Genomic DNA, 24760 nt, shown 5'->3' on the forward strand with positions numbered 1-24760 from the left:
TCAAGAAGGAGACAGAGTTATTCCGGCGCTGATAGTACCCTTTCCAGCCTTAATCACGACATTTTTATCGTTTTCAATTATTACAGGTATGTCCATCTGAGAATGAAACTAACCAGTCTGAGCCTGGCGGAGTGCTAGACTCAGACTGAGGGGCGATGAGGATGGGGTGGGCACCCTCGCTCCTCACCATAAACAGTCGACAGATAATATTTATCAAGAAACTATGTATCAACTATCAACTTTTGTACCGAATCGAAATATTTCTGTTGGGAATAGTGGTTGTATAATTATTTCATTATTAAATATGAATAATTTTGGTGATAATGCCGTGACATCATAAATATTTTCAGCAATAAGATTCAAATTACTTCTAAAAATAGGAATACTTGAATCATCAGTAAAAACGAAAACCATATTGTTTATTATTTCTTTCTTACTGAATACATCATCAAAAACATCGTAATCCGTGAAACAAATTTTACTCCATTCAATACTTCCTGAATGAAAAGGATATTCTTTTAATATATCCATAGCTTGTCTTTCACGCAGCCCTTCGACTAAAGAAAAATCTGCATCCAATGCATTTTTACATTCATCAAATAAAGTCATTGTCGTTACCTATTTAACTGTTTGATTATTTTTTCAAAAGAATCTTCATTACCATCAAAAGGTATGACTCGCTTAACTGCTTTACCAGGCCCCTTTCCTTGAGAGTAATCCCATATATTAATATGAGTACCTTGGTTTGGATCATAATCAACGCGCCAGCCAATTTTACCATCGCTAGATTGTCGTCCGATAACTTTCCCATTCCCTACACTCACTTCTAATCTACCAATAACAGGTTTAGAATCAGCCCCCAAGTTACCCACTGTTTCTAACGCTTTATTTCGGGCACTTTCCCAATTTTTTTCAGGTTTAAGCGTTATTTCAATCTTACTTCTTGATTGAACATAAGCCAAATCATCCATATTCGGCCCAAGCGGGATCGGGGTTATTGTAGTCTTTATCCCGGTATCCGTCACACCCGCCGTATTCCCGGTATGGGTGACTCCCGAGACTGGAATCTGACTATTACCGGTATGCCCTGGCGCCTGGGGAGCTAACGGCAGATTACCACCGGTATTGCGCAGAGTCGTATCCGCTGGCTGAGAGTTCCCAGTATGTGCTGGCGCATACTTATCTTGCAGTGAACTCAGATAGCGACCGGTTATGACATGATCCCCGGCAACGCTCAGGGCAGTAATATGGTTCAGTTCGTCGGCAGTAGCTCTGTCTGCGACATCCTTAAGCGTCATCGCCGTAACACCCGTGATGCTCGCTTTGATACCGATATCCAGCAACTGTTCAGCAACTTTCGTCTGTTGTGGAGTGGCTAGCATCAATTTTTCCACCAGCCCCTTACCAAGGAAAGGGTTCTCCAGTGGCGGCATTGTCATAAACTGGGCGTTTTTCAGTGTCTGCTGGCTGGCAAGCTTGGCGGCTTCAGAAGTATCAGGAACCACTTTAGGTGCCATATACCCCGCCATACGATCGGGAGTACCGACGGGTGGCAGAGCGATATCAGTTCCCGTTTTGGCTACTGATTCAGCCTTACTGGCGGCTTTAACAACGGCCTTCTCTGTGGCGGCTACGCCGCTTTTTAACAGCCCGGCACCCCCCATTACCAGCCCGCCGATATCCGTTGCGAGTTTACCGCCCTCAACGCCAGCATTAAACGAGCCGCTGATGCTGCCTTTTTGATACTCCGCTTCCATGCGATCGATACTGTCTGTCCAGGACTGTTTGACTGCAGAGTCCAGGTTATCCAGTATATTTCCATTTTGAACCAAGGCCTTAAGCGCGCTATAAGCTTCAGTCGGATTACTGGCTGTTTTTACAATACCGTCGACCGTTTCATACAGCCCGGCCGGAACACTGGCAACCATTCCCGCCGCAAAGCTGGTTCCCTGAGTCAGGCCGGTGATTGCCCACTGCGCCTCTTTGCCAATTTCGCACAGGGCGGTCTGACATTCAGCCAGCTCTTTACTTTTCTGAACCCGTTGTTCATTGCTCAGGAAGTCATGGTTGACAAGAGTGGATAAGAGAGAATTATCACTCTGTTGGGCTGGGGGATGGGTAGCTGGCTTTGCTGCTAGTTCTGGTGCTTTAGCAGCGGGCGCGGATGCCGGGGTTTGAGCTGCGGGCTTTGCCGCTGGGGCAGAGCTGTTAGCAGCAGGCTTTGCTGCCTGAGCCTTGGCAGCAGCCTCAGACAACTGTCGCTCCAGCTCAAGCTGACGATTGAACTTCATGATAGACTCACGCCGTTGCTTCAAAAAGAGCCCCCTGGTTGGGAGGGGTAATGGAGTAGCGGGTTCGTTTTGGACTGCCTTTGGAGCAGTAGGTGGCTGTGCCACCACTCTGGCTATAACCTGTTGCTCTTGAGCCTGATTCGCTCTCATAAAAGCCATCGCACTATTTTGTGCAGAGGCGATGTGTTGATTGATATTAGCAGTAGGTACGGCATTCACATGATGCAACACACAATGCCCAGGTTGTGAGCTATTAAAATTAGGCTGGCAAGTTAAACCCATATTATTGCCCATAGGCGTGAAACTGCCTGGAAATCCATTATTCATATTTTATCCCTAAATAGCTGAGTCCAATTCCGCTATATATCTTCCAGACTATATTTTATTTAAACCCTCGGTGAGTTTAATTCCCGCCTGAGTTCCCGTCAGGTAATAACAAGATGTTCACACAGGATTATTTTATTTATATTAATAATTATTTATTATTCTTTTCGCTTTTAAAACTTATTAATCATCGGACTTCTGATGAGAACCAAATACATTTAAACTGGGACAAACCCCATTATTCATAACACGCATCATAATAAATACTTTATCATTTCACTAATCTGAATTATTTAAAACAATATACTTCACCTGCTTTCCGACAGGCAAAAAAAAGAGCCGGTTTCCCGGCTCTTTTTATTCTGTTGCGAATTACTGACCGCTGGTTTTTTCCGGCGATTTCATATGACGGAAGAAATCGTCATCCGGGCTCATAACCATCACGTCTTGATTCGACTTGAAGCTATTTTCGTAGGCACGCAGACTACGCACCAGAGAATAGAAGTCCGGATCCTGACTGAAGGTTTCAGCAAACAGCTTAGCCACTTCAGCATCACCTTCACCGCGAGTGATACGACCTTCACGCTCGGCTTCTGCAAGAGTACGCGTCACTTCATAGTCAGCCGTTGCGCGCAGCTTCTCAGCCTCTTCCTGACCTTGTGAACGGTGACGACGTGCAACCGCTTCACGCTCAGCGCGCATACGGTTGTAGATAGCCTCGGACACTTCAGCTGGCAGGTTGATCTGCTTGATACGGACATCGACAACTTCGATACCCAGTGCAGCCATACTATTCGGGTTAACTACCGGAATTTTACCGTTAGTTTCTTTCATCACACGAGCAGCTGCAGAGGCAATCGCGTCATCAGCACCTGGTGTCGCGACTTCGTCATCAGTACCTGCTGAACCTGAGTTCAGGGCATCACGAACGTCCAGAGTCAGACGGCCACGAGAATCAGTAACGATGTCTTTAACATCCAGACGACCAATTTCAGAACGCAGACGGTCACTGAACTTACGTTTCAGCAACACTTCAGCCTGAGAAACGTCACCGCCACCGGTAGCAAGGTAGTAACGACTAAAGTCACTGATACGCCATTTGATGTAGGAGTCAACGATCAGGTCTTTTTTCTCTTTGGTTACAAAGCGATCGGCCTGGTTGTCCATAGTCTGGATACGCGCATCAAGCGTTTTAACTGACTCGATGAATGGGACTTTAAAGTGCAGGCCCGGCTCGAATACCAGAGGTTTGTTTTCGTCATCACGGACCACTTTACCAAAACGTAAAGTAATACCGCGCTCGCCTTCATGTACCACGAATACCGAAGTAAAGAGTACGAACAGCACGAGGATAATCAGTGCAATTATAGACTTACGCATTGTTATTCACTCCCTGCGCGCTGTGCATTGGCGCGACGCTGATCCATGATATCGCCGCTCCGGGTTTGCGAAGTCGTGCTGGCACGAGTGCTGGTGCTTGATGTGGATGCTGGCGGCAGACGTAAAAGACTTTCTGTCGCACTGCTACCGGTATTCTCAGCAGGTGCCTGAGCGCCCCCTTTCAACATTTGGTCAAGCGGCAGAACCATCAGGCTATTGCCTTTATCGTTAACCAGCACTTTACGCGTGTTGCTAAGGACTTTTTCCATGGCTTCGATATACAGACGCTCACGGGTAATCGCCGGAGCTGCTTTATATTCTGGTAACAGTTTCGCAAATCGAGCAACTTCACCCTGAGCTTCGAGAACTGTCTGCGTTTTATAAGCACGCGCTTCTTCCAGAATACGTTGAGCTCTACCGTTAGCACGTGGCTGAACTTCGTTGGTATAAGCTTCTGCTTCACGGATGTACTGTTGCTCATTTTCACGAGCAGCGATCGCGTCATCAAATGAAGATTTTACTTCTTCAGGCGGACGAGCAGTCTGGAAGTTGACGTCAAGTAAGGTAATACCCATGTTATAAGGACGCACGGTCTCTTCAAGTTCACGCTGGGTATCGTTACGAATGATCGTACGTCCCTCAGTCAGGATCTTGTCCATGGTGTATTTACCGATAACGCCACGTAATGCGCTATCCGTTGCCTGACGCAAGCTATCATCTGCACTGGTCACGCTATACAGATAATGCTCAGGATCGGTGATGCGATACTGTACGTTCATTTCGACACGGACCACGTTTTCATCAGATGTCAGCATGACACCAGACGCCGCCAGTTCACGTACCGCTTCAACGTTGACAGGTCTTACGCTATCAATAAAGGTCGGTTTCCAGTTCAAACCAGGCTCAACCAAATGGCTGAACTTACCGAAGCGGGTCACAACACCACGTTCGGCTTCTTTGATAGTATAAAAACCGGTTGCAGCCCACAGGATAACGATAGCAGCAACAGCTATCCCGAGAAGACGTCCACTCACCGGCTTATTAGGTTCTGATGAGCCGCCGCCGGTTCCACCGCTTTTCCCACCTTTACCAAATCCGTTGAGCTTACTACTCAGTTTGCGGAAGATATCATCCAAATCAGGTGGTCCTTTATCACGACCTCCTTTGTTTCCCCCAGAGTCGCCGCCAGGCTTGCTGCTTCCCCACGGGTCGCGGTCCTGTCCGTTATTACCGGGCTGATTCCACGCCATGTTTATGCTCCATAATTGTTGTGCGGTGATATCCCCTCAATGGGGAAATAGTCTTCAGGATAAGGGTGACCCGACGGCATTGACGATATAGTCGACTAATGTCGGTTCTTGTTTACAGAGACGATTCCAGTCCACGATAGGCAAACGAATTTCCAGCCCAACGGAACCATCCTCTTCTGTCCACTCTTTTTCTATTGCCTGAAGCTGATATAAACGACTCCGAAGTCGCCCGGCCTTAGGAGGTAAACGCAACTCATGCTGCGCAATTTCACCAGACAGACGTTCTGTCAAAGCCTGAAAAAGCAGTGGGACACCAACCCCGGTCTGAGCTGAAAGCCAGACCCGAATAGGCAAATTCTCATCATTACGATCGATGCGCGGCACAAAATCTTCCAGTGCATCAATTTTATTCATGACCAACAGCGTTGGGATCTCATTCGCTTCAATTTCTTCCAGTACGGTATCCACTGCTGCAATGTTTTCCTGAAGCCGAAAATCGGCCGCATCGATCACGTGTAACAACAACGTTGCCTGACGTGTCTCCTGCAAGGTGGCCTTAAACGCTGCTACCAAATCATGCGGTAGGTGACGAATAAAACCGACAGTATCTGCCAGCACGGTTTCACCTACATCTGCAACGTCAATTCGACGCAGCGTAGGGTCAAGAGTGGCAAATAACTTATCCGCAGCATACACATCAGCCGCGGTAATTCGGTTAAAGAGGGTAGATTTACCGGCATTGGTATAACCTACCAGAGAGACTGTTGGCACATCAGCTTTTGCGCGGGAACGCCTTCCCTGCTCGCGTTGTTTTTCAACTCGTTCTAAGCGCGAGAGAATCAGCGTAATACGGTTACGCAGTAATCGACGGTCGGTCTCAAGCTGGGTTTCACCCGGGCCACGCAGACCAATTCCGCCTTTCTGGCGCTCAAGGTGAGTCCAGCCTCGCACTAAACGCGTTGCCAGATGGCGTAACTGAGCCAGTTCAACCTGCAATTTCCCTTCATGGGTGCGTGCACGCTGAGCAAAAATATCTAAAATTAATCCTGTACGATCGATGACCCGGCATTCACAGAGTGCTTCAAGGTTACGCTCCTGAGCAGGAGACAACGCATGATCAAATAGCACCACTGATGCTCCGGTGGCTTTAACTGCTTCAGCAATCTCAATTGCCTTACCTTCACCAACAAAATACTTTGGGTGTGGAGCTTTGCGGCTACCAGTCACAACTTGAAGAGCTTCAACGCCGGCAGAAGAGACCAGGGATTCAAACTCAACCAGGTCTTCCATGTCTTTGTCTTGCGTAAAATAGATGTGTACCAGTACCGCCTGTTCACCAGCATCGTAACGGTCAAACAAACGTATAACCTCTCAAAAATAGCAGTGGGGAACGCAGCAAAACTGGTTCCCCGGTCTGGAAACAACACGCAATGCTATTCAGCGTCGTCGCCGTCTTGTTGCGCTGAACCTGACTGCGAACCTGCGCCTTGGTTGTAGCTACCAGACGTCCCTGGTCCCGTATTATTACTGTGGTGTGAAACCGGACGAGACGGCACCACAGTAGAAATAGCGTGCTTATAAACCATCTGGCTGACTGTGTTTTTCAACAGGATCACGAATTGGTCAAAAGACTCAATTTGTCCTTGCAGCTTAATACCATTCACCAAATAAATAGAAACCGGAACACGTTCCCGACGCAGCGCGTTCAAGAACGGATCTTGTAATGATTGCCCCTTTGCCATTCTATCTTTTCCTTATATGTTTGTTGTTTGTCACTCAAGAGCAATTTGCTCAGAAAAACTGCGTAAAATCCGCGCACGTCGACATATCAATTGTACACTTTCATTCATGCTTCGCACTAACAACCTGTAATACGTTGCGGTAGGCCTGTTCAGGGAGGTCGCTGTCCAGCTCATGCACCCCTTCCCACCCACGTAACCACGTTAGCTGGCGTTTCGCCAATTGTCGCGTCGCACAAATACCTTTATAGACCATATCGTCGTACGAAATTTCACCGTTCAAATAAGACCACATCTGTCGATAGCCAACACAGCGAATCGATGGCATATCCGGATGTAAATCCCCGCGGGCAAAAAGAGCCCGTACTTCTGCTTCAAAATCTGAAGCTAACATCTGATGAAAACGTTGTTCAATCCGTTGATGGAGCAGTTCACGCTTAGCAGGTGCGATAGCAAACTGATGCACCTGATACGGCAAAGCCTCTCCCGACGTTTGCGTCAGCTCAGTTAAAGTTTTACCCGAAATGAAAAAAACTTCCAGTGCTCGGGAAAGTCTTTGCGGATCATTTGGATGAATCCTGGCTGCCGCAACCGGATCGATGGCCTTAAGTCGCTCATGTAACGACTCCCATCCATGCTCTGCTGCCTGCTGTTCTATTTCTGCTCTCACCTCAGGGGACGCTGGCGGCAAGGGCGATAACCCTTCTAATAACGCTTTAAAATAAAGCATAGTCCCACCCACGAGTAGTGGGATCCTGCCTGCCGCAGTAATCTCTGCCATTTCTGCCAGAGCATCACGCCGAAAATCAGCCGCAGAATAGGATTCAGCCGGGTCAAGAATATCCAGTAACCGATGAGGAGCCTGGGCTTGCTCTTCTGCTGTCGGTTTGGCGGTCCCGATATCCATTCCCCGATAGATGAGGGCGGAATCAACGCTGATCAACTCTACAGGCAATGTTTTACGCAAATTAATTGCCAGTGCCGTTTTACCTGAGGCTGTCGGCCCCATCAAAAAGATAGCCTTTGGCAGGCTTTTATTCAGTTCAGTCATGTTTCAGGGCGTTCATCGCCAATTGTAAGTCAACCGGTTGCAATAAACCGCCGGGAGGGGACTTCACCAGATGCGGGCAAAGCCGTTCAACCTCCGCCAGTAAGGTAATTGCCTGAGACTGACTCCATTGCTCATATTCGCTGGCCAGATGGCGTGCAATATAGCTAGCAAGGTGGTCAGGCGTCACCGCTGACTGTTGTGTTAAGTATCTTGTCAGTTCATGAATCAAGATTTGTAAATTTTGTTTACGTAAAGGTAAAGGTACAGCGCGAATTGTTATCTGCTGGGCTTCAATATCCAGCTCGATACCCATTCCAAGCAAAAGCGGTTGATGTTTAACCAAAACATCATGTTCTTCACGCGTCACTTTAATCCGTAATGGTATCAGTAATGGCTGGGCACGTAAGCTTTCCCCGGCAGGTAATAGCTGAGCTTGCTTAAGCCAGCGTTCAGCAATAACCAGTGATAGCAAAGTCAGCCTGCCATCGCGCTCCAGCAATGCCATATCCGGCGGCAGAACCGTCAGTACGCGACCAAAGCTGTGCAGGTGTCCATTCAGAGCGGTCGGCTCCTCAGCCCGTGCAGGTCGTGTTTCTGTGGTCTCAGGCGTGGCAAGTAACTGCTGATATAACGCCCCCTGCTGCTTCTGATAGCCCGGAACGGCATGGGGCCAAAGCGGAGGGGCAGAACTGCGCCCGCTACCCGGAGCGGGTGATGCATTGCGCGGTTCTGAGGTAGAGGGCTCACGCGCTGCCGCCGGGGTGGCGAATTGATTGCGCCCGGCTGCCTGACGATTCTCCGGCGGGCGGGCGGGACTGACCGCGGGTGAGCCTTCGACAGAGAGCTGTTCCGGCTGTTGCTGCTGCAGTACGCTCAAAACCCCCTGATAGATAAAATCATGCACCAAACGTGACTGATGGAAACGAACTTCATGCTTGGCAGGATGTACGTTAACATCGACTTGATGAGGATCCACTTCCAGATAGAGAACAAAAGCGGGTTGCTGATCCACGCCCAGTTGTTCTTCATAAGCCTGGCGAATGGCATGGTTAATCAGACGGTCGCGCATCATGCGGCCATTCACATAGCAATACTGAATCTCGGCTAATGCAGGAGTTGATGCCGCAGGTTCAACCACCCAGCCACGCATGGCTAAATCACCGTGCTGCCATTCAATCTCTAACGCATGCTCAAGAAATGCATTACCACATATTGCTCCCAGTCGACGATCGCGTCCGGCGCCTTCCTGAACTGCACGGTACTGACGCACCATTTTACCGTTGTGACTGAGATTAATCGCTATATCAAAACGGGCAAGGGCAATACGTCTGACAATTTCATCAATATGATTAAATTCAGTTTTTTCCGTACGCATAAATTTTCGACGCGCCGGGGTATTATAAAATAAATCCAAAACTTCCAGCGTTGTTCCCACCGGATGGGCTGCCGGTTTTACCGTGACGTCCTGATCGCGACCTTCAGCATAAGCTTGCCAGGCTTCACTCTGCTCTGCGGTACGTGAAGTCAGAATCAAGCGTGATACGGAACTGATACTGGCCAGGGCTTCGCCACGAAATCCAAGGCTAATGATAGCCTCTAAGTCATCCAGAGAAGCTATTTTACTGGTCGCGTGTCTCGCCAGGGCTAACGCCAATTCTTCTTGTTTAATACCGCAACCATTGTCACGAATACGAATTAGCTTTGCGCCGCCGCGCTCAATATCAATATCGATACGTGTTGCACCGGCATCAATACTGTTTTCCACTAACTCTTTCACGACCGACGCCGGACGCTCAACCACTTCGCCTGCGGCTATCTGGTTCGCCAGTTGCGGTGGTAATACCTGAATTGGCATAACCTCTCCTTTAGTTCGTCGTAATCTGGCTACTTATGGTCTCGAGGCTGTCACTGCTTGCCCGCCAGGCGCTGCTTGCAGAGGATTTTCGATAAAGTAAGCGCGCAGCCCTTCATAAATCGCCTGAGCGATTTCTTGCTGGTAACTGGCGCTATTCAGCCGTTTCTCTTCTGCGGTGTTACTGATAAATCCGGTTTCAATCAGCAATGAAGGAATATCGGGTGAGCGTAATACGCCAAGGCTTGCATGCTCAGGGCGGCGTTTATGCAGACTACCGACTCGCTGCATTTTCGACAGAACCTGTACCGCAACGTCATAACCCACTCGCTGAGAATGACCGAATTGCAGGTCGAGAACTGCCTGGCTCAGATAAGGATCTGCCTGGTTATTGGCAAGCATATCACCCGCACCGCCTAACAGTTCGGACTGTTTCTCATGCTGTTCCAGCCAGCCCGCCATTTCATTGTCGGCCCGACGGTTCGACAACACCCAGACCGACGCGCCGCTCGCTTCACGGTTCGGCGCGGCATCAGCATGAATCGAAACAAGCAGGTTAGCATTTTGTTTACGGGCAACTTCAGACCGCCCCATCACGGAAATAAAATAATCTCCGTTACGGGTCATCACCCCTTCAAACATCGGGTCAGCGTTCAATAGCGCCTTTAATTTATTCGCAATTGAGAGCGTGATATTTTTTTCCCGGCTTCCCCCGGGACCTATCGCACCAGGATCCTGGCCACCGTGCCCGGCATCAATGGCAATAACGACGGTATCAGACGTTCTGTTGCGAGGCGGAGCCACAGGTGCTGGAATCGTATTTTGAGTGCTTATCGCATCCGTCGTTTTCGGTGAACCAAACGGATTCCGCGCAGGTTCACTGCTACGAGGAGCCACTACCGGAGCCACAGGAATGACAACAGGGGGTACGACCACATCAGCATCGATAGTGAAAACTACCAGCTCATTGGCGCCTTGCTTCTGCTTTACCGCCCGCGCTTTACCGGCTTTAGTTAAATCCACTATCAGGCGTATTGTCTGGTCATCTTTAGGCTGCCCGGAGCGAATGCTTTTCACTAAGTTGGCACCGCTGAATACCAGCGGTAACCCTTGAATGACGCCGGTTTGTTTAATATCCAGCACCACATTTCTCTTACCGTCTTGTGAAAAGGTATATTCCGGGTCACCTAAAAAACTGAAGGTAATACGCGCCTGGTTATCGCCATTGGAAACCTGGATATCGGATAACGTTGCCGCGAGCCCGGGTAAGGCACATACCAATAACAGAGCCGCTATTAATCCACTTTTAACACGAGAGATCATCCATTCCACCTTGCTATTGGGCGAGCCGGGCTAATAACTGCTCACCCAATGCAGAAACAGCGTTAATCGATGCTTCACGTCCTTGAGTCTGATAGCTGAGATGCAGCTCTAAATCAGGCTCGGGCAACACGCCTGCACCTTGCTGCGGCCATTCCACCAGACAGATAGCATCATTGGCAAAATAGTCGCGGATCCCCATAAACTCTAATTCTTCAGGATCCGCCAGGCGATAGAGATCAAAATGATACACCTGGATGCCATCCAGTTGATAAGGTTCAACCAGCGTATAGGTCGGGCTTTTCACATTCCCTTTGTGGCCCAAAGCCTGTAAAAAACCCCGACTAAAGGTGGTTTTTCCGGCACCCAAATCACCATAAAGATAGATAACCGTTGTGCCTTCACAGGCGGTAGCCAGGCGTGCGCCCAGCGCTAATGTTGAGGCTTCGTCAGGTAATTCAAAACTTCGATTCATCATGGCTTCAGGTATTCAAGTCTGGGTTAATAAATGGATAAAGTGTTGAAAAAAGATCACTGGCTAACATACCACGCATTCCGGTTTGCTGAGCAATCACATCTGCGGCACTTCCGTGGGCAACACAACCCGCGCTTGCTGCATCGAATAGCGTCAATTTCTGGGCCAGTAAAGCGGCAATAATTCCGGACAAAACATCGCCCATTCCACCGCTTCCCATACCGGCATTACCCACATCGATAATAGCCAAATCATATTCACTGGCAACAACTGTCCCGGCACCTTTTAACACTACAACACCACCATACTTTTTGGCCAGTTGACGCGCTGCCAGCAGACGATCTTGTTCAATTTGTGGAACAGAACACTTCAGGAGCCTCGCCGCTTCACCGGGATGGGGCGTGATGATACGATTTTGACGCTTATCAGGACTGATTGCCAGAAGGTTAAGTGCATCTGCATCCCATAACATCGGTTTATCGCTCTTTTTAACCTTTTCTAACGCATCCTGCCCCCACTGTTGTTGCCCAAGCCCGGGGCCAATGGCAATAACATCTGCCCAGGCTAAGGCATCGTCCAGTGACTCTGGGGTTAATTCATGAACCATCAGCTCGGGCCTGGCAGTAAGCAAGGGAGTGATATTTTCAGCTCGGGTCAGCACACGTACCAGCCCTGCCCCACTCCGCACCGAAGCTTCCCCGGTTAAACGAATCGCGCCAGCAGTCCCGCTATCACCCCCAATGATCACCAGCCGCCCATTATCCCCTTTATGCGACGTGGGCCGTCTCGGCTTTAGCCAGTCAGCAAGATTCTGGCTATCGAAACGCCTTATTGAGGCAGGATGTTGCTCTAGCCAAGGTTCCAGTCCTAATCCGGCATAATGTAGCTGCCCCACCACATCACGCGCTTTTCCGGTCAACAGGCCTGGTTTTAGCGCGATAAAGGTCACGCAATGCGTGGCCTCAACCACAGCCCCTGGCGTCGCACCTGTTTCCGCTAATAATCCGGAGGGAATATCCAGAGCAACAACCGGCGCTCGGTGCGCGTTAATAAGCGTGATCAGACGGGTAACTTCATCGCGCGGCGCGTCGGTCAGGCCTATCCCCAGCAATCCATCAATAATTAAATCAATCGACTCAGGCCAGGGAGCCAGCAGGGATTGAGAAACGCCCCCCACACCAAGCCAGGCCTGACGCGCCAGGCAAGCCTCTTCAGGAAGCGGTTTGCTACTTTCCAGCGCCAGAAGAGTGACCTGAATTCCGGCCTCCCGACATAATCTGGCGACAACATAGCCGTCACCGCCATTATTTCCCGCCCCGCAGAGAATCAGCCAGTGACGGGCATCCGGGTAATGGCTACGACTGACGTCAAATGCTGCCTGTCCGGCACGCTGCATCAGCTCATAAAGCGTTATCCCTAAACTATCAGTAGCCTGTTTTTCTGTTCGCCGTAACTCTGAGGCTGGCCAGACTAAATGTGGTATACTTTTCGCGTACTTTTTCAGATGATGGCCTGTCATGTCGCACCCCCTCGATTACAATCAGTTAGCTCAATTAATTAAACAATGGGGCATCGAACTGGGCTTCCAGCAAGTCGGTATTACCGACACAGATCTTTCTGCCAGTGAACCCAAATTACAGGCCTGGCTGGATAAGCAATATCATGGCGAAATGGACTGGATGGCTCGCCATGGCATGATGCGTGCCCGCCCGCATGAATTGCAACCAGGTACCCTCAGAGTCATCAGTGTACGCATGAACTATCTGCCAACCCACGCTGCATTTGCCTCAACGCTTAAAAACCCTCAGTCAGGCTACGTCAGCCGTTATGCCCTGGGGCGTGATTACCATAAAGTATTGCGCCAGAGACTGAAAAAACTCGGTGAGAAAATTCAAGAACAATGCACCACTCTGAATTTTAGACCCTTTGTTGACTCAGCGCCGATATTAGAACGTCCACTGGCTGAAAAAGCAGGGCTCGGCTGGACGGGTAAACACTCGCTTATCTTAAACCGCGAGGCAGGTTCATTCTTTTTTCTGGGTGAGCTATTAGTTGATATTCCACTGCCAATCGACGGTCCGGTGAAGGAAGAGTGTGGTCGCTGTGTCGCCTGTCTGAAAATTTGCCCGACTGGCGCTATCGTTGAGCCTTATACCGTCGACGCCAGACGGTGTATCTCTTACTTAACCATTGAGCTTGAAGGAGCGATTCCGGAAGAGTTCCGTCCTCTGATCGGTAACCGTATCTATGGTTGCGACGATTGTCAGCTGATCTGCCCGTGGAATCGTTTTTCACAGCTCAGTGAGGAAGATGATTTTAGTCCACGACAGGCTCTGCACTCTCCACAGCTAACAGATCTCTTTGCCTGGACCGAAGCGCATTTCTTACGTATCACGGAAGGTTCAGCTATTCGTCGGATTGGTCACTTACGCTGGTTAAGAAATATTGCTGTTGCGCTGGGTAACGCTCCCTGGGATGAAGCGAATTTAAATGCGCTTAAGCAACGACAAGGTGAGCATCCGCTGCTTGATGAGCATATTGAATGGGCCATTAACCAGCAGTTGCAGAGACGTACAGAGCAAAACGTCGAGGTGCAATTGCCGCAAAAACAGCGTCTGGTGAGAGTGATTGAGAAAGGATTACCGCGCGATGCCTGACATGTCCACAGCTTGTGAATAAAATTTAAAAGTTCCAGTTAGCAAACTGCAATCAGAAATCTACAAATACTTATTTAATAATTCAAATTCCAATTAAAGCATTTGAAATCAATAAGTTATTTAATTTGTATCAATATTGTTGGTTTTGTTGTGAAAGTTAAAAATCAGTGACTGCCTGTGGATAAATCTGTGCGCAGAAAAAAATAACGAACGAAATCCAGCCAGTTAGCGTTACCTGTTCGGTAAGCCGATGCTGAAATGAGTTATTATTTATTGGAAAAATTTTGGAGCGGGAAACGAGACTCGAACTCGCGACCCCGACCTTGGCAAGGTCGTGCTCTACCAACTGAGCTATTCCCGCTTGGGTGGTGCATGGCATCAAACGCCAATCAAATTTTGGAGCGGGAAACGAGACTCGAACTCGCGACCCCGACCTTGGCAAGGTCGTGCTCTACCAACTGAGCTATTCCCGCTTGGGTGGTGCATGGTATCAAACGCTAATCAAATTTGGAGCGGGAAACGAGACTCGAACTCGCGACCCCGACCTTGGCAAGGTCGTGCTCTACCAACTGAGCTATTCCCGCTCTGGTATCTCTACAGTTTTTGCTTAACAAATTCTGCATCGGTACGGGAGGCGCATTATACGAGAATTCGTTTTTGTCGCAAGCCTTTAAACGCTTTTTTTCGAGAATTTTATTCAATTGATGATTTAACCGACAAATCGATCGTTTAATCACCAAAACCTCGTCGCCCCGCATACCGTTTATCTGCTATTGTCGTTTACTTAATGAAGTGCTCGCGGTAGTAAGCCAGTTCGGCTACCGACTCACGAATATCATCCATCGCCTGGTGCGTTCCCTGTTTTTTGAAACCTGGCAGTATTTCTGGTTTCCAGCGACGAGCTAACTCTTTTAAGGTGCTGACATCCAGGTAGCGATAGTGAAAGTAGGCTTCCAGCTCTGGCATATACTTAAACAGGAAACGGCGATCCTGGCCGATACTGTTACCGCAAATTGGCGAAGTGTTAGCGGGTACCCACTTTTTGAGAAACGACAGCGTCTCTTGCTCAGCAGCTTTATCATCAAGTGTACTGGCCTTCACACGAGCGACTAACCCGCTACCCGTATGGGTACGGACATTCCACTCATCCATCAGCCCGAGCTGAGCATCTGACTGGTGTACAGCAATAACCGGACCTTCTGCCAGAATATTCAGATTTGCATCCGTCACCAGGGTGGCTATCTCAATAATACGATCATGTTCAGGATTAAGACCGGTCATTTCTAAATCAATCCAAATCAGATTGTTTTCATTGCCACTCATGCTATTTTCCTTCTTTCAGTGAGCCACCCAACGATGACGGTGGGTTAATTCGGGTAAGATTGTGTGTATCATAGTGCTTTTGCCCATTATGGGCGACCAGGAGTGAGTACGCTTGAGCAAAAATAAACTCTCCAAAGGCCAGCAACGACGGGTAAGTGCAAACCATGAGCGCCGTTTAGTCAAAACCGTGGAGAAACACGAGACGGATGATGCTCAGTTTGATGAAGGGCGTGAAGGAACGGTAATCAGTCGTTTTGGACAGCATGCCGATGTTGAGTCAGCCGATGGCTCAGTTCATCGCTGCAATATTCGACGCACCATTCGCTCCCTGGTGACTGGCGATAAAGTGGTCTGGCGCCCGGCGAAAGAAAACGCTGAACAAATCTCTAAGAAAGGGATTGTTGAGGCGGTTCATCCACGTACATCCGTACTGACACGCCCGGATTTCTACGACGGTGTAAAACCTATTGCGGCAAACATCGACCAAATCATCATCGTATCGGCTATTTTGCCAGAGCTGTCTTTAAATATTATCGACCGCTATTTGGTTGCCTGTGAAACCCTCGATGTTGAACCTCTGCTGGTTCTGAATAAGACAGATCTGCTGGATGATGAAGGACGTGCATGGGTCGATGAGCAGATGGATATCTATCGCAAAATCGGCTATCGCGTCCTGATGGTTTCCAGTTACCAGGCTGAAGGCTTGAAAGAACTTGAACAGGAGTTAATTGGACGTATCAGTATCTTCGCCGGTCAATCCGGAGTAGGTAAATCCAGTTTACTGAATAATCTGCTGGGCTTAGAAAATCAGATTCTGGTCAACGACGTTTCCGATAACTCGGGTCTCGGACAGCACACCACGACCGCATCACGGCTCTATCATTTCCCAGGCGGCGGCGATGTTATTGACTCCCCGGGTGTCCGTGAATTCGGTTTATGGCATCTTGCTCCGGAACAAATCACCCAAGGTTTTGTCGAATTCCGTGACTATCTGGGCCACTGCAAATTCAGGGACTGTAGCCATGGTAATGATCCGGGTTGCGCCCTGCGTGAAGCCGTCGAACGTGGCGATATTGCCGAGATACGTTTTGAAAACTATCACCGTATTCTGGAAAGCATGGCTGAAGTAAAAACACGTAAAGGCCTTTCTGATAGCAAAGACTGACAATTAAGCTGGGCATCACTAAAATCGTGCACTTTTGTACTTTGAGTCATTCGAAGTATGACGGGTGGTATACGCCCAGCTTCTCTCATTTGAGACATTTAGCCCGGAGGCTATTTTGTTAAACAAAATTAAACTTTCGCTCCAATATATTTTGCCAAAACTGTGGCTGACTCGCCTGGCTGGCTGGGGTGCAAGCAAGCGAGCAGGATGGCTGACTAAGCTGGTTATCGACCTGTTCGTTCGGTTCTACAAAGTGGATATGAAAGAAGCGCAGAAGCCCGATACCGCAAGCTATCGTACTTTTAATGACTTTTTTGTACGCCCGCTGCGTGACGATGTTCGCCCTCTGAATACCGACCCAAATGTTCTGGTGATGCCTGCAGATGGCGTTATCAGTCAGTTAGGGCCGATTGACGACGACAAGATTTTACAAGCCAAGGGGCATGATTATAGCCTGGAGGCTCTGCTGGCAGGTAACTACCAGATGGCTGACCTGTTCCGTAACGGCAGTTTTGTCACCACCTATCTGTCACCACGCGACTACCACCGGGTTCATATGCCTTGTAATGGTATCCTGCGTGAAATGATTTATGTCCCTGGCGACCTGTTCTCAGTAAACCATTTAACGGCGCAAAACGTCCCTAACCTGTTTGCCCGTAATGAGCGTGTTATCTGCTTATTTGATACCGAATTTGGCCCAATGGTGCAAATTCTGGTAGGTGCCACCATTGTCGGCAGTATCGAAACCGTCTGGTCAGGTACCGTCACGCCTCCTCGTGAGGGCGTGATTAAACGCAAAACTTGGCCCGCGGGTGAAAGTGAAGGTTCAGTGGCGTTACTGAAAGGCCAGGAAATGGGTCGGTTTAAGCTAGGATCGACCGTGATTAACCTGTTCGCACCAGGAAGAGTCAATCTGGTTGAATCTTTGGCGAGCCTTTCTTCCACCCTGATTGGCCAGCCGCTGGCGATATCGACCGATATCATCAGCGAACCTGCGATTCCGGTAGATGAAACCCTCGACCAGACCTCCGAAAGCAGCGAAGTATAATTTTACAGGCAGGCTGACGTGCGCTCGATTATCGTTTTCCTGATGGCCTTGTGCCTCAGTATGGGGGCGGCGCACGCAGCTGTCGTCCCCGATTCAAAACAGGTTTCACAAGACCTTGAACAAGCTAAAGCCGCGAATAATACGCCTAATCAGGCGGAAATAGTCGAGGCCCTGCAGTCTGCCCAAAATGCGCTTGAAGAGCGTAAAGGTTCGCTCGAACGCGCTGAACAGTATCAACAGGCGATAGACAATTTCCCAAAACTGTCACAAACCCTGCGTAAACAGATTGCAGCTATCCAGGATGAGCCGCAGAAAGCGCCTGCCAATTTGTCCACTGACGCCTTAAACCAGGAAATACTGCAAGTCAGTAGCCAGTTGCTGGATAAGAGCCGCCTTGCACAGCAAGAACAAGAGCGAGTCCGCGATATCACGGACTCGTTAGGCCAGTTGCCTCAGCAACAAACGGATATTCGTCGCCAGCTCAGTGATATTGACCGCCGCGTCGGTTCACAGCCCGCCACGGGCTCGGCATTGATTCAGGCCCAGCATACATCATTGCTGGCAGAAGCGGCTCGCCTGAAAGCCCTGGTTGATGAACTGGAACTGGCTCAACTATCAGCCAATAATCGCCAGGAACTCGCGCGGATGCGTGCGGAGCTTGCGACTAAACAAAGTACTTTGCTGGACAGCTACCTTCAGTCTCTGCGTAATCAGCTCAATACTCAGCGCCAGCGTGAAGCAGAGCAGGCCCTGGAAAGTACCGAGCAACTGGCAGAAGCCAGTGAAAATTTACCGCCAGCCATTACTGAACAGTTTAAAACTAACCGTGAACTCTCCCAGTCGCTGAATCAGCAAGCTCAGCGTATGGAGCTCGTCGCTTCCCAGCAGCGTCAGGCCTATACGCAAACCGTTCAGGTTCGTCAGGCTCTGAATACCTTACGTGAACAGGCCCAATGGCTGGGGATGTCCAACGTATTAGGTGAGGCTTTACGTGCCCAGGTGGCACGTCTGCCTGAAATGCCTAAACCTCAGCAGTTAGATACCGAGCTGGCTCAGCTCAGGGTTCAACGCCTCTACTATGAAGATTTGCTGAATAAACAGGCTGAATTACGCCAGACTCGTCAGCCGGATGGCGAACCTCTGACCGCAGAACAAAACCGTATTCTCAATGCCCAGTTGCGTACTCAACGCGGGCTACTCGACTCTTTACTGAAAGGTGGCGATACCCTGATACTTGAGCTGACTAAACTTAAAGTCGCCAATAGTCAGCTTGAGGATGCCCTTAAAGAGGTCAACGAAGCCACTCACCGTTATCTGTTCTGGACATCGGATGTCAGGCCCGTTGGTCTGGACTGGCCGCTGGATATTGCGCACGCTTTACGCAGCCTGGTTTCGCTGGATACCTTCAGCCAGCTGGGTAAAGCTTTTATCATGATGGTAACCAGTAAAGAGACGATAGCCCCTCTGTTTGGCGCTCTCATTCTGGTGGGCTTCAGCGTCAGCTCGCGCCGCCATTTCAACCAGTTCCTTGAACGCTCCAGCGCCAAAGTCGGTAAAGTCACTCAGGATCACTTTAGCCTGACGCTACGTAATGTCTTCTGGTCTATTCTGGTTGCCCTGCCCTTGCCAATACTCTGGGCAACATTAGGACATGGCTTACGCGAGGCCTGGCCTTATCCTACTGCGGTGGCAATTGGTGAAGGCGTCACGGCAACGGTTCCGCTGCTGTGGGGCGTGATGATTTGCGCTATTTTCGCCCGCCCGAACGGACTGTTTATCGTTCATTTTGGCTGGCGCCGTGAAAGCGTTGCCCGGGCTATGCGCTACTACATTATGAGCATCGGCTTTATTGTGCCGCTGATAATGGCGCTTATCATGTTCAATAACCTCAATGACCGGGAATTTTCGCCTACGCTCGGCAGGCTATGCTTTATTCTGATCTGCGGTGCATTAGCCATGGTCACCCTGAGCCTGAAACGTGCCGGACTGCCGCTTTATCTCGACAAACAGGGGAATGGCGAAAATCTGATCAACACCCTGCTGTGGAACCTGATGATCAGCGCGCCGCTGGCCGCTATTCTGGCCTCTCTGGTGGGTTATCTGGCAACCGCCCAGGCCCTGCTGGCGCGAATGGAAACCTCTGTCGCCATCTGGTTTGCCCTGTTGGTTATCTACCATATTATCCGCCGCTGGATGCTGATTCAGCGCCGTCGCCTGGCTTTTGATCGTGCAAGACAGCGACGCGCAGAGATCCTCGCTCAGCGAGCACGGGGTGAAGAAGATCCAACGCACTCTCACAGTACAGAAGGCACCATCGACAATGTTGATGAAACAGAAGTCGATCTCGATACCATCAGTGTTCAGTCGTTAAAACTGGTTCGATCTATTCTGACCTTAATTGCCTTGCTGTCTGTCATTGTTCTGTGGTCGGAAATTCACTCCGCTTTTGGCTTCCTCGGTAATATTACCTTATGGGATGTCACGTCAAGCGTACAGGGGGTTGAGAGCATTGAGCCGATTACCCTCAGTTCGGTATTAATAGCCATATTGGTCTTAATCATCACCGTTCAGCTGGTACGTAATCTTCCCGCCTTGCTTGAACTGGCTATTCTCCAGCATCTGGATCTGACGCCAGGCACCGGGTATGCCATTACCACTATCACCAAATATTTACTGATGCTGATAGGCAGTCTGGTGGGCTTCTCGCTGGTGGGTATTGAGTGGTCGAAACTGCAATGGCTGGTCGCTGCACTGAGCGTCGGGTTAGGTTTTGGCTTACAACAGATCTTCGCCAACTTTGTTTCTGGCCTGATTATTCTGTTTGAAAAACCGATTCGTATTGGCGATACCGTGACGATCCGTGACTTAACCGGAACAGTGGCACGTATTAATACACGTGCTACCACCATCAGTGACTGGGATCGTAAAGAGATTATCGTACCTAACCAGGCCTTTATCACCGAACAGTTCATCAACTGGTCGCTTTCTGACTCAGTGACGCGTGTGGTACTGACGATTCCGGCTCCGGCAGATGCAAATACCGAGGAAGTGGCAAAAATTTTACTACAAGCCGCAGAACGCTGTTCACTGGTGCTGGATAACCCACCGCCGGAAGCTTTCCTGGTCAATCTTCAGCAAGGTATTCAGATTTTCGATTTGCGTATCTTTGCAGCGGAAATGGGGCATCGTATGCCACTGCGTCATGAAATCCACGAGCATATCCTGCAAGGGTTCCGCGAGCATAATATCGAAATGCCATTCCCACCGGTACAAATGCGTATGGATACTTTGCGTACTCAGGCGCTGAAATCTGTGGTTCAAGGTGGCACTATGCCGGGTATTTAATGGCATAGAGAAACGATCGGTGACGCTTTAAAAGGTCACCGATCGGGGCTGGTATTTATTTCAGGATCTTAGGGATCTCACGCAGACACCAGGCCTTCGCTTCTCCCATACTGTCACGTCGCCAGGCCATAATAATATCGATTTCATGGGTTGTTTCAGGGCTGACAACCCGTAAACGACCTTCGGCAATATCACGTTCAACCAGTGCATAAGGCATGGTTGCCACACCCAGTCCGGCAAGCAACGCCCGGCGCTTATTTTCCATCGAGCTAATGGTTAAACGGGGTTGTTTATCCAGCAGCTCTACCGTCAGCACCGGTCTTTCACGAGCGGTATCCGCTATCGCGATACCGCGATACTTTATTCTGGTCGCTTCCGCGAGCGGTTCCGGTTCGAGATGAATAGGATGGTCAGGAGCAGCCACCTGTACGTTCATTAATTTATATAATTTACGGCTATTAATTTCCGAGGATGAACGGAAATGCATATCCGGGGCAATGACAATATCTGCCCGGCCTTGTTCCAGACGTTCCCAGGCTCCAGCCAGAACTTCAGAAACAATAGACAGCTGCGTCTTCGATTTTTCTGCTAATTTTTCGACTAACGGGAAGAGTTTCTCTGCCGGGATTAACGCTTCGGTGACAATCGTCAGATGCGTTTCCCAGCCACGCGCGAGGGCTTCTGCGTCGGTGGTCAGCTTATCAGCGGCCTCCAGTAAAATACGTCCTCTTTCCAGCAACATACGGCCAACATTGGTAAATTTGGTTCGATGTCCTGAACGGTCAAAGAGCACGACATCCAGCTCTTCTTCAAGTTTTTGCATAGTATAACTGAGTGCAGAAGGGACTCTTCCCAACTCATCAGCCGCAGCAGCGAAGCTACCCCGCCTGTCAATGGCGTCCATTACTCTCAGCGCTTCCAGCGTTAATGCTCTCTCTTTTGCCATTTGAGTCTCATTCAGTAAATTTGACGATAGTGTGCAGATTAACTAGCTAACAATACGGCGTCTATACCTCTACCATAAGTATAGCTTAAAAAGAGGTAATCAATAATGATCACAATAAGAGCAGCTAAGCAGTGTGGCGAAGCCGATTACGGCTGGTTAAAAGCGCGCTATACCTTTTCCTTTGGACACTATTTTGACCCTAAATTACTGGGCTATGCATCTCTGCGTGTACTTAACCAGGAGGTTTTGGCCCCGGGCACGTCGTTACAACCCAGAAGTTATCCTAAAGTCGATATCCTCAACCTGGTACTGGAAGGAGAAGCGGAATATCGGGATACCGAGGGAAATCATGTCCAGGTGAAAACCGGCGAAGCGGTATTATTATCAGCCCAGCCAGGGGTCAGCTATAGCGAACATAATATTAGTAAGAAAAATTCGCTGACACGTATGCAGCTTTGGCTGGAAGCCTGTCCGGAAGGGGATAACCCTTTAATCCAAAAAATTACGCTGAATAATCAGTCCCAGCAACTGATTGCGGCTATTGATGGCGGAAAAACGCTGTTACAGCTACGCCAGAATATCAGAGTGCATCACCTGAACCTGAAAGCAGGTCAGCAGCAAAGTATTTCATTGCAGGGATCACACGCTTATTTTCAGTCCATTCATGGCACAGTCACCGCAACGGCTGCGGAAAGAGGCATCGATTTAACCTGTGGTGATGGCGCTTTTATCTGTGACGAACAGAAAGTAACTCTGGAAGCCAGCACCCCGCTAAGAGCGCTGCTGATTGATTTGCCCGCTTTAACGGTGTGATTAATGCAGTCTGGACTCACGTCCAGCTTCTGCTGTTTTATGTCCATATAATACATTTTGCAGATTGCGCGTTACCTCTATGATCCTTAAAAAAAGGAGGTAATGTGGAAATTACAGTATGGTTTTACTTCGCTATTGCTTGTTTTGGACTCGCGCTGACCCCAGGACCCAATGCAATGCTGGTGATGACTCACAGCGTCAGGTTCGGACCTGCCGTGGCCTTTTATACGGTTACCGGAGGCGTTCTGTCCTTTATCGGACTAATGGTCATTTCGCTGTTTGGTATCGATGCTTTACTGAAGGCCTATCCTGCTGCACTCAGTTATATCAAACTAGGTGGTGGTCTCTATCTTATTGGGTTAGGAATAAGACAGTGGATGCTACGCAAGATTGACATCAATCAGCCCGTTGCGAGCATAAGTGGGGGAACAAAATTAACGCTGTTCGCCCAGGGCGCTATCTCAGCCGCATCAAATCCAAAAGTTTTCTTATTCTTTGCGGCCTTTCTGACGCAATTTATTAATCCACACCAGGATCTGCTCAGTCAGTTTATTGTTATGGTCATTACCTTTGCTCTGGCAGAATTTATTGTCGAAATGGCCATTAATTTAACCGCAGGACGCTTTCGTGCCAGTCTGGCTAAACATGGACAATATTTCTGCTTTTTCTGTGGTGCACTTTTTATCATCATCGGCGTTATTGTTCTGCTTACCGGGCTACTATAGCGGTACAAATATTATTTGTGGGAGGAAAAGGTGCCTGGTCAGGATCCCGTTAAATTTATACTTCTGCTGATGCCTGGCTTCTCATTACTCTCTTTAGGAGGGTTTCTCGATAAGCTGAGATTCTCTGGAGATGATGAAGATTACAGCCGGCAAATTACCTGCACCTGGAGCCTGGCATCGCTGTCCGGAACCCAGGTAGTGGCCAGCTGTGGTGCGATATTGTTACCTGACAGCTCCCTTGATGACTTGAACATATCGCAAAAAATCTGCGACTACTTTGTTATCTTTGGCGGGAATAATCCCGCCAAAGTGATAACAGAGGCGCCGCTTTATCGTCCTGCTTTGAGAAAGCTCAGAAATAAAAGTATTACTCTGGTTAGCGTGGATAATGCGGCATTTTTGCTGGCAGCCTGCGACATGGTGAAAAAGAGCATTCTGGTACACTGGCGGCATGCTAACGAGTTCACAGAAGCCTTTCCTTTACTTACCCCTGTTACTGATAAAAATGTGCACGAGGAAACTACAATAGTTTCATGCCCCGGGGGGAATGCGACCATCGAACTGGCCACTTTTCTGCTGGAAAAAAGATTGGGGAGTAGCAGAGCGATGAAAGGGCTTTCAGATATGCTGGTTGCGGGTTTTGCCCCACCATCAAGTCTGACCTGGAACCATGCCGATCTTCAGAATATGCCCGCCACGGTAAGAAACGCGATGATTTTTATGCGTAAAAATATTAACGCTTATCTTAGCGCCGATGATATTGCCGATCGCTGCGGACTATCCCGGAGACAGCTGGATCGCTGTCTGTTTACTGAAACAGGGCTTACCACTCACCAGTTCTATAGCGAAATGAAGTTCAACTACGCCTGCTGGCTGATGTTACGGACAACCCGTACATTAGCTCAAATTGCGGCAGACTGCGGTTTTACCGATACGTCCCATTTCAGCCGGCATTTTAGTCGCAGAACCGGTACTCCTCCAGCACGATGGCGGCAGATAAATCGTTTATCCTGACAAAATCTCTCTGACCGCCTGTGCGACAGGCGTTGCATCTGA

Annotated in this window: 20 protein-coding genes and 3 tRNA genes; 7 read left to right on the top strand and 16 right to left on the bottom strand. The window is 49.2% G+C overall.

Translation table 11 applies throughout. The features are described from left to right. Positions 1–228: 228 nt before the first annotated feature. The 11 genes from M2387_RS09860 to nnr all read right to left on the bottom strand — a co-directional run bounded on the left by M2387_RS09860 (position 229) and on the right by nnr (position 13201). Positions 229–609 (bottom strand): CDI toxin immunity protein, encoded by a 381-nt coding sequence (locus tag M2387_RS09860; protein WP_259048978.1) that lies wholly within the window; start codon positions 607–609, stop codon positions 229–231. Between the two features lie 5 nt (positions 610–614). Beyond that, complete coding sequence (locus tag M2387_RS25815) at positions 615–2618, bottom strand: hypothetical protein (RefSeq protein ID WP_310572764.1); 2004 nt, start codon at positions 2616–2618, stop codon at positions 615–617. Between the two features lie 369 nt (positions 2619–2987). Continuing rightward, a complete protein-coding gene (hflC, locus tag M2387_RS09870; RefSeq protein ID WP_259048979.1) occupies positions 2988–3995 on the bottom strand; it encodes a protease modulator HflC in 1008 nt (335 codons plus the stop codon). A 2-nt stretch (positions 3996–3997) separates the two neighbouring features. Then, the gene (hflK, locus tag M2387_RS09875) at positions 3998–5245 is read right to left on the bottom strand and encodes an FtsH protease activity modulator HflK (RefSeq protein ID WP_259048980.1); all 1248 of its coding nucleotides are present in this window, start codon (positions 5243–5245) and stop codon (positions 3998–4000) included. A 54-nt stretch (positions 5246–5299) separates the two neighbouring features. Next, the gene (gene hflX / locus M2387_RS09880; protein ID WP_259048981.1) at positions 5300–6604 is read right to left on the bottom strand and encodes a ribosome rescue GTPase HflX; all 1305 of its coding nucleotides are present in this window, start codon (positions 6602–6604) and stop codon (positions 5300–5302) included. Positions 6605–6678: 74 nt separating this feature from the next. Next, a complete protein-coding gene (gene hfq / locus M2387_RS09885; RefSeq protein ID WP_259048982.1) occupies positions 6679–6987 on the bottom strand; it encodes an RNA chaperone Hfq in 309 nt (102 codons plus the stop codon). A 100-nt stretch (positions 6988–7087) separates the two neighbouring features. Continuing rightward, on the bottom strand, positions 7088–8035 hold the full coding sequence (miaA, locus tag M2387_RS09890) for a tRNA (adenosine(37)-N6)-dimethylallyltransferase MiaA (RefSeq protein WP_259048983.1): 948 nt from the start codon (positions 8033–8035) through the stop codon (positions 7088–7090). After that, positions 8028–9890, bottom strand: a complete 1863-nt coding sequence (gene mutL / locus M2387_RS09895; protein ID WP_259048984.1) for a DNA mismatch repair endonuclease MutL — start codon at positions 9888–9890, stop codon at positions 8028–8030. The genes miaA and mutL overlap by 8 nt, the downstream gene beginning before the upstream one ends. Positions 9891–9923: 33 nt before the next feature. After that, positions 9924–11210: an N-acetylmuramoyl-L-alanine amidase AmiB gene (amiB, locus tag M2387_RS09900; RefSeq protein WP_259048985.1), complete on the bottom strand. Its 1287-nt coding sequence runs from the start codon at positions 11208–11210 to the stop codon at positions 9924–9926. Between the two features lie 13 nt (positions 11211–11223). Then, positions 11224–11685 (bottom strand): tRNA (adenosine(37)-N6)-threonylcarbamoyltransferase complex ATPase subunit type 1 TsaE, encoded by a 462-nt coding sequence (gene tsaE / locus M2387_RS09905; protein WP_259048986.1) that lies wholly within the window; start codon positions 11683–11685, stop codon positions 11224–11226. 4 nt (positions 11686–11689) lie between these two features. Beyond that, complete coding sequence (nnr, locus tag M2387_RS09910; RefSeq protein WP_259048987.1) at positions 11690–13201, bottom strand: bifunctional ADP-dependent NAD(P)H-hydrate dehydratase/NAD(P)H-hydrate epimerase; 1512 nt, start codon at positions 13199–13201, stop codon at positions 11690–11692. Here nnr and queG point away from each other — a divergent pair. Beyond that, complete coding sequence (gene queG, locus M2387_RS09915; RefSeq protein WP_259048988.1) at positions 13200–14339, top strand: tRNA epoxyqueuosine(34) reductase QueG; 1140 nt, start codon at positions 13200–13202, stop codon at positions 14337–14339. The genes nnr and queG overlap by 2 nt on opposite strands. Before the next feature lie 285 nt (positions 14340–14624). Here queG and M2387_RS09920 read toward each other — a convergent pair. From M2387_RS09920 to orn, 4 genes are all read right to left on the bottom strand, one after another. Continuing rightward, positions 14625–14700: transfer RNA gene (locus tag M2387_RS09920), tRNA-Gly, on the bottom strand. A 36-nt stretch (positions 14701–14736) separates the two neighbouring features. Further along, positions 14737–14812: transfer RNA gene (locus M2387_RS09925), tRNA-Gly, on the bottom strand. 35 nt (positions 14813–14847) lie between these two features. Continuing rightward, positions 14848–14923 (bottom strand) — tRNA-Gly (locus tag M2387_RS09930). Between the two features lie 196 nt (positions 14924–15119). Then, a complete protein-coding gene (orn, locus tag M2387_RS09935) occupies positions 15120–15662 on the bottom strand; it encodes an oligoribonuclease (protein WP_259048989.1) in 543 nt (180 codons plus the stop codon). A 112-nt stretch (positions 15663–15774) separates the two neighbouring features. Between orn and rsgA the strand changes: the two genes are divergently transcribed. From rsgA to mscM, 3 genes are all read left to right on the top strand, one after another. Next, a complete protein-coding gene (rsgA, locus tag M2387_RS09940) occupies positions 15775–16827 on the top strand; it encodes a small ribosomal subunit biogenesis GTPase RsgA (protein WP_259048990.1) in 1053 nt (350 codons plus the stop codon). A gap of 115 nt (positions 16828–16942) precedes the next feature. Beyond that, complete coding sequence (asd, locus tag M2387_RS09945; protein WP_259048991.1) at positions 16943–17875, top strand: archaetidylserine decarboxylase; 933 nt, start codon at positions 16943–16945, stop codon at positions 17873–17875. A gap of 18 nt (positions 17876–17893) precedes the next feature. After that, a complete protein-coding gene (gene mscM / locus M2387_RS09950; protein ID WP_259048992.1) occupies positions 17894–21220 on the top strand; it encodes a miniconductance mechanosensitive channel MscM in 3327 nt (1108 codons plus the stop codon). Positions 21221–21275: 55 nt separating this feature from the next. Here mscM and M2387_RS09955 read toward each other — a convergent pair whose 3' ends face one another. Continuing rightward, the gene (locus M2387_RS09955; RefSeq protein WP_259048993.1) at positions 21276–22166 is read right to left on the bottom strand and encodes a LysR family transcriptional regulator; all 891 of its coding nucleotides are present in this window, start codon (positions 22164–22166) and stop codon (positions 21276–21278) included. A 105-nt stretch (positions 22167–22271) separates the two neighbouring features. On the opposite strand from M2387_RS09955, the gene M2387_RS09960 reads away from it, so the two are divergent. The 3 genes from M2387_RS09960 (at position 22272) to M2387_RS09970 (ending at position 24718) form a co-directional block, all read left to right on the top strand. Then, on the top strand, positions 22272–22979 hold the full coding sequence (locus M2387_RS09960) for a pirin family protein (protein WP_259048994.1): 708 nt from the start codon (positions 22272–22274) through the stop codon (positions 22977–22979). A 104-nt stretch (positions 22980–23083) separates the two neighbouring features. Further along, complete coding sequence (locus M2387_RS09965) at positions 23084–23704, top strand: LysE family translocator (protein WP_259048995.1); 621 nt, start codon at positions 23084–23086, stop codon at positions 23702–23704. 30 nt (positions 23705–23734) lie between these two features. Then, positions 23735–24718: a GlxA family transcriptional regulator gene (locus tag M2387_RS09970; RefSeq protein ID WP_259048996.1), complete on the top strand. Its 984-nt coding sequence runs from the start codon at positions 23735–23737 to the stop codon at positions 24716–24718. The last annotated feature ends 42 nt before the right edge of the window (positions 24719–24760 follow it).

Origin of the sequence: Klebsiella sp. BIGb0407 (assembly GCF_024807845.1) — a bacterium.
GTDB lineage: Bacteria > Pseudomonadota > Gammaproteobacteria > Enterobacterales > Enterobacteriaceae > JGM124.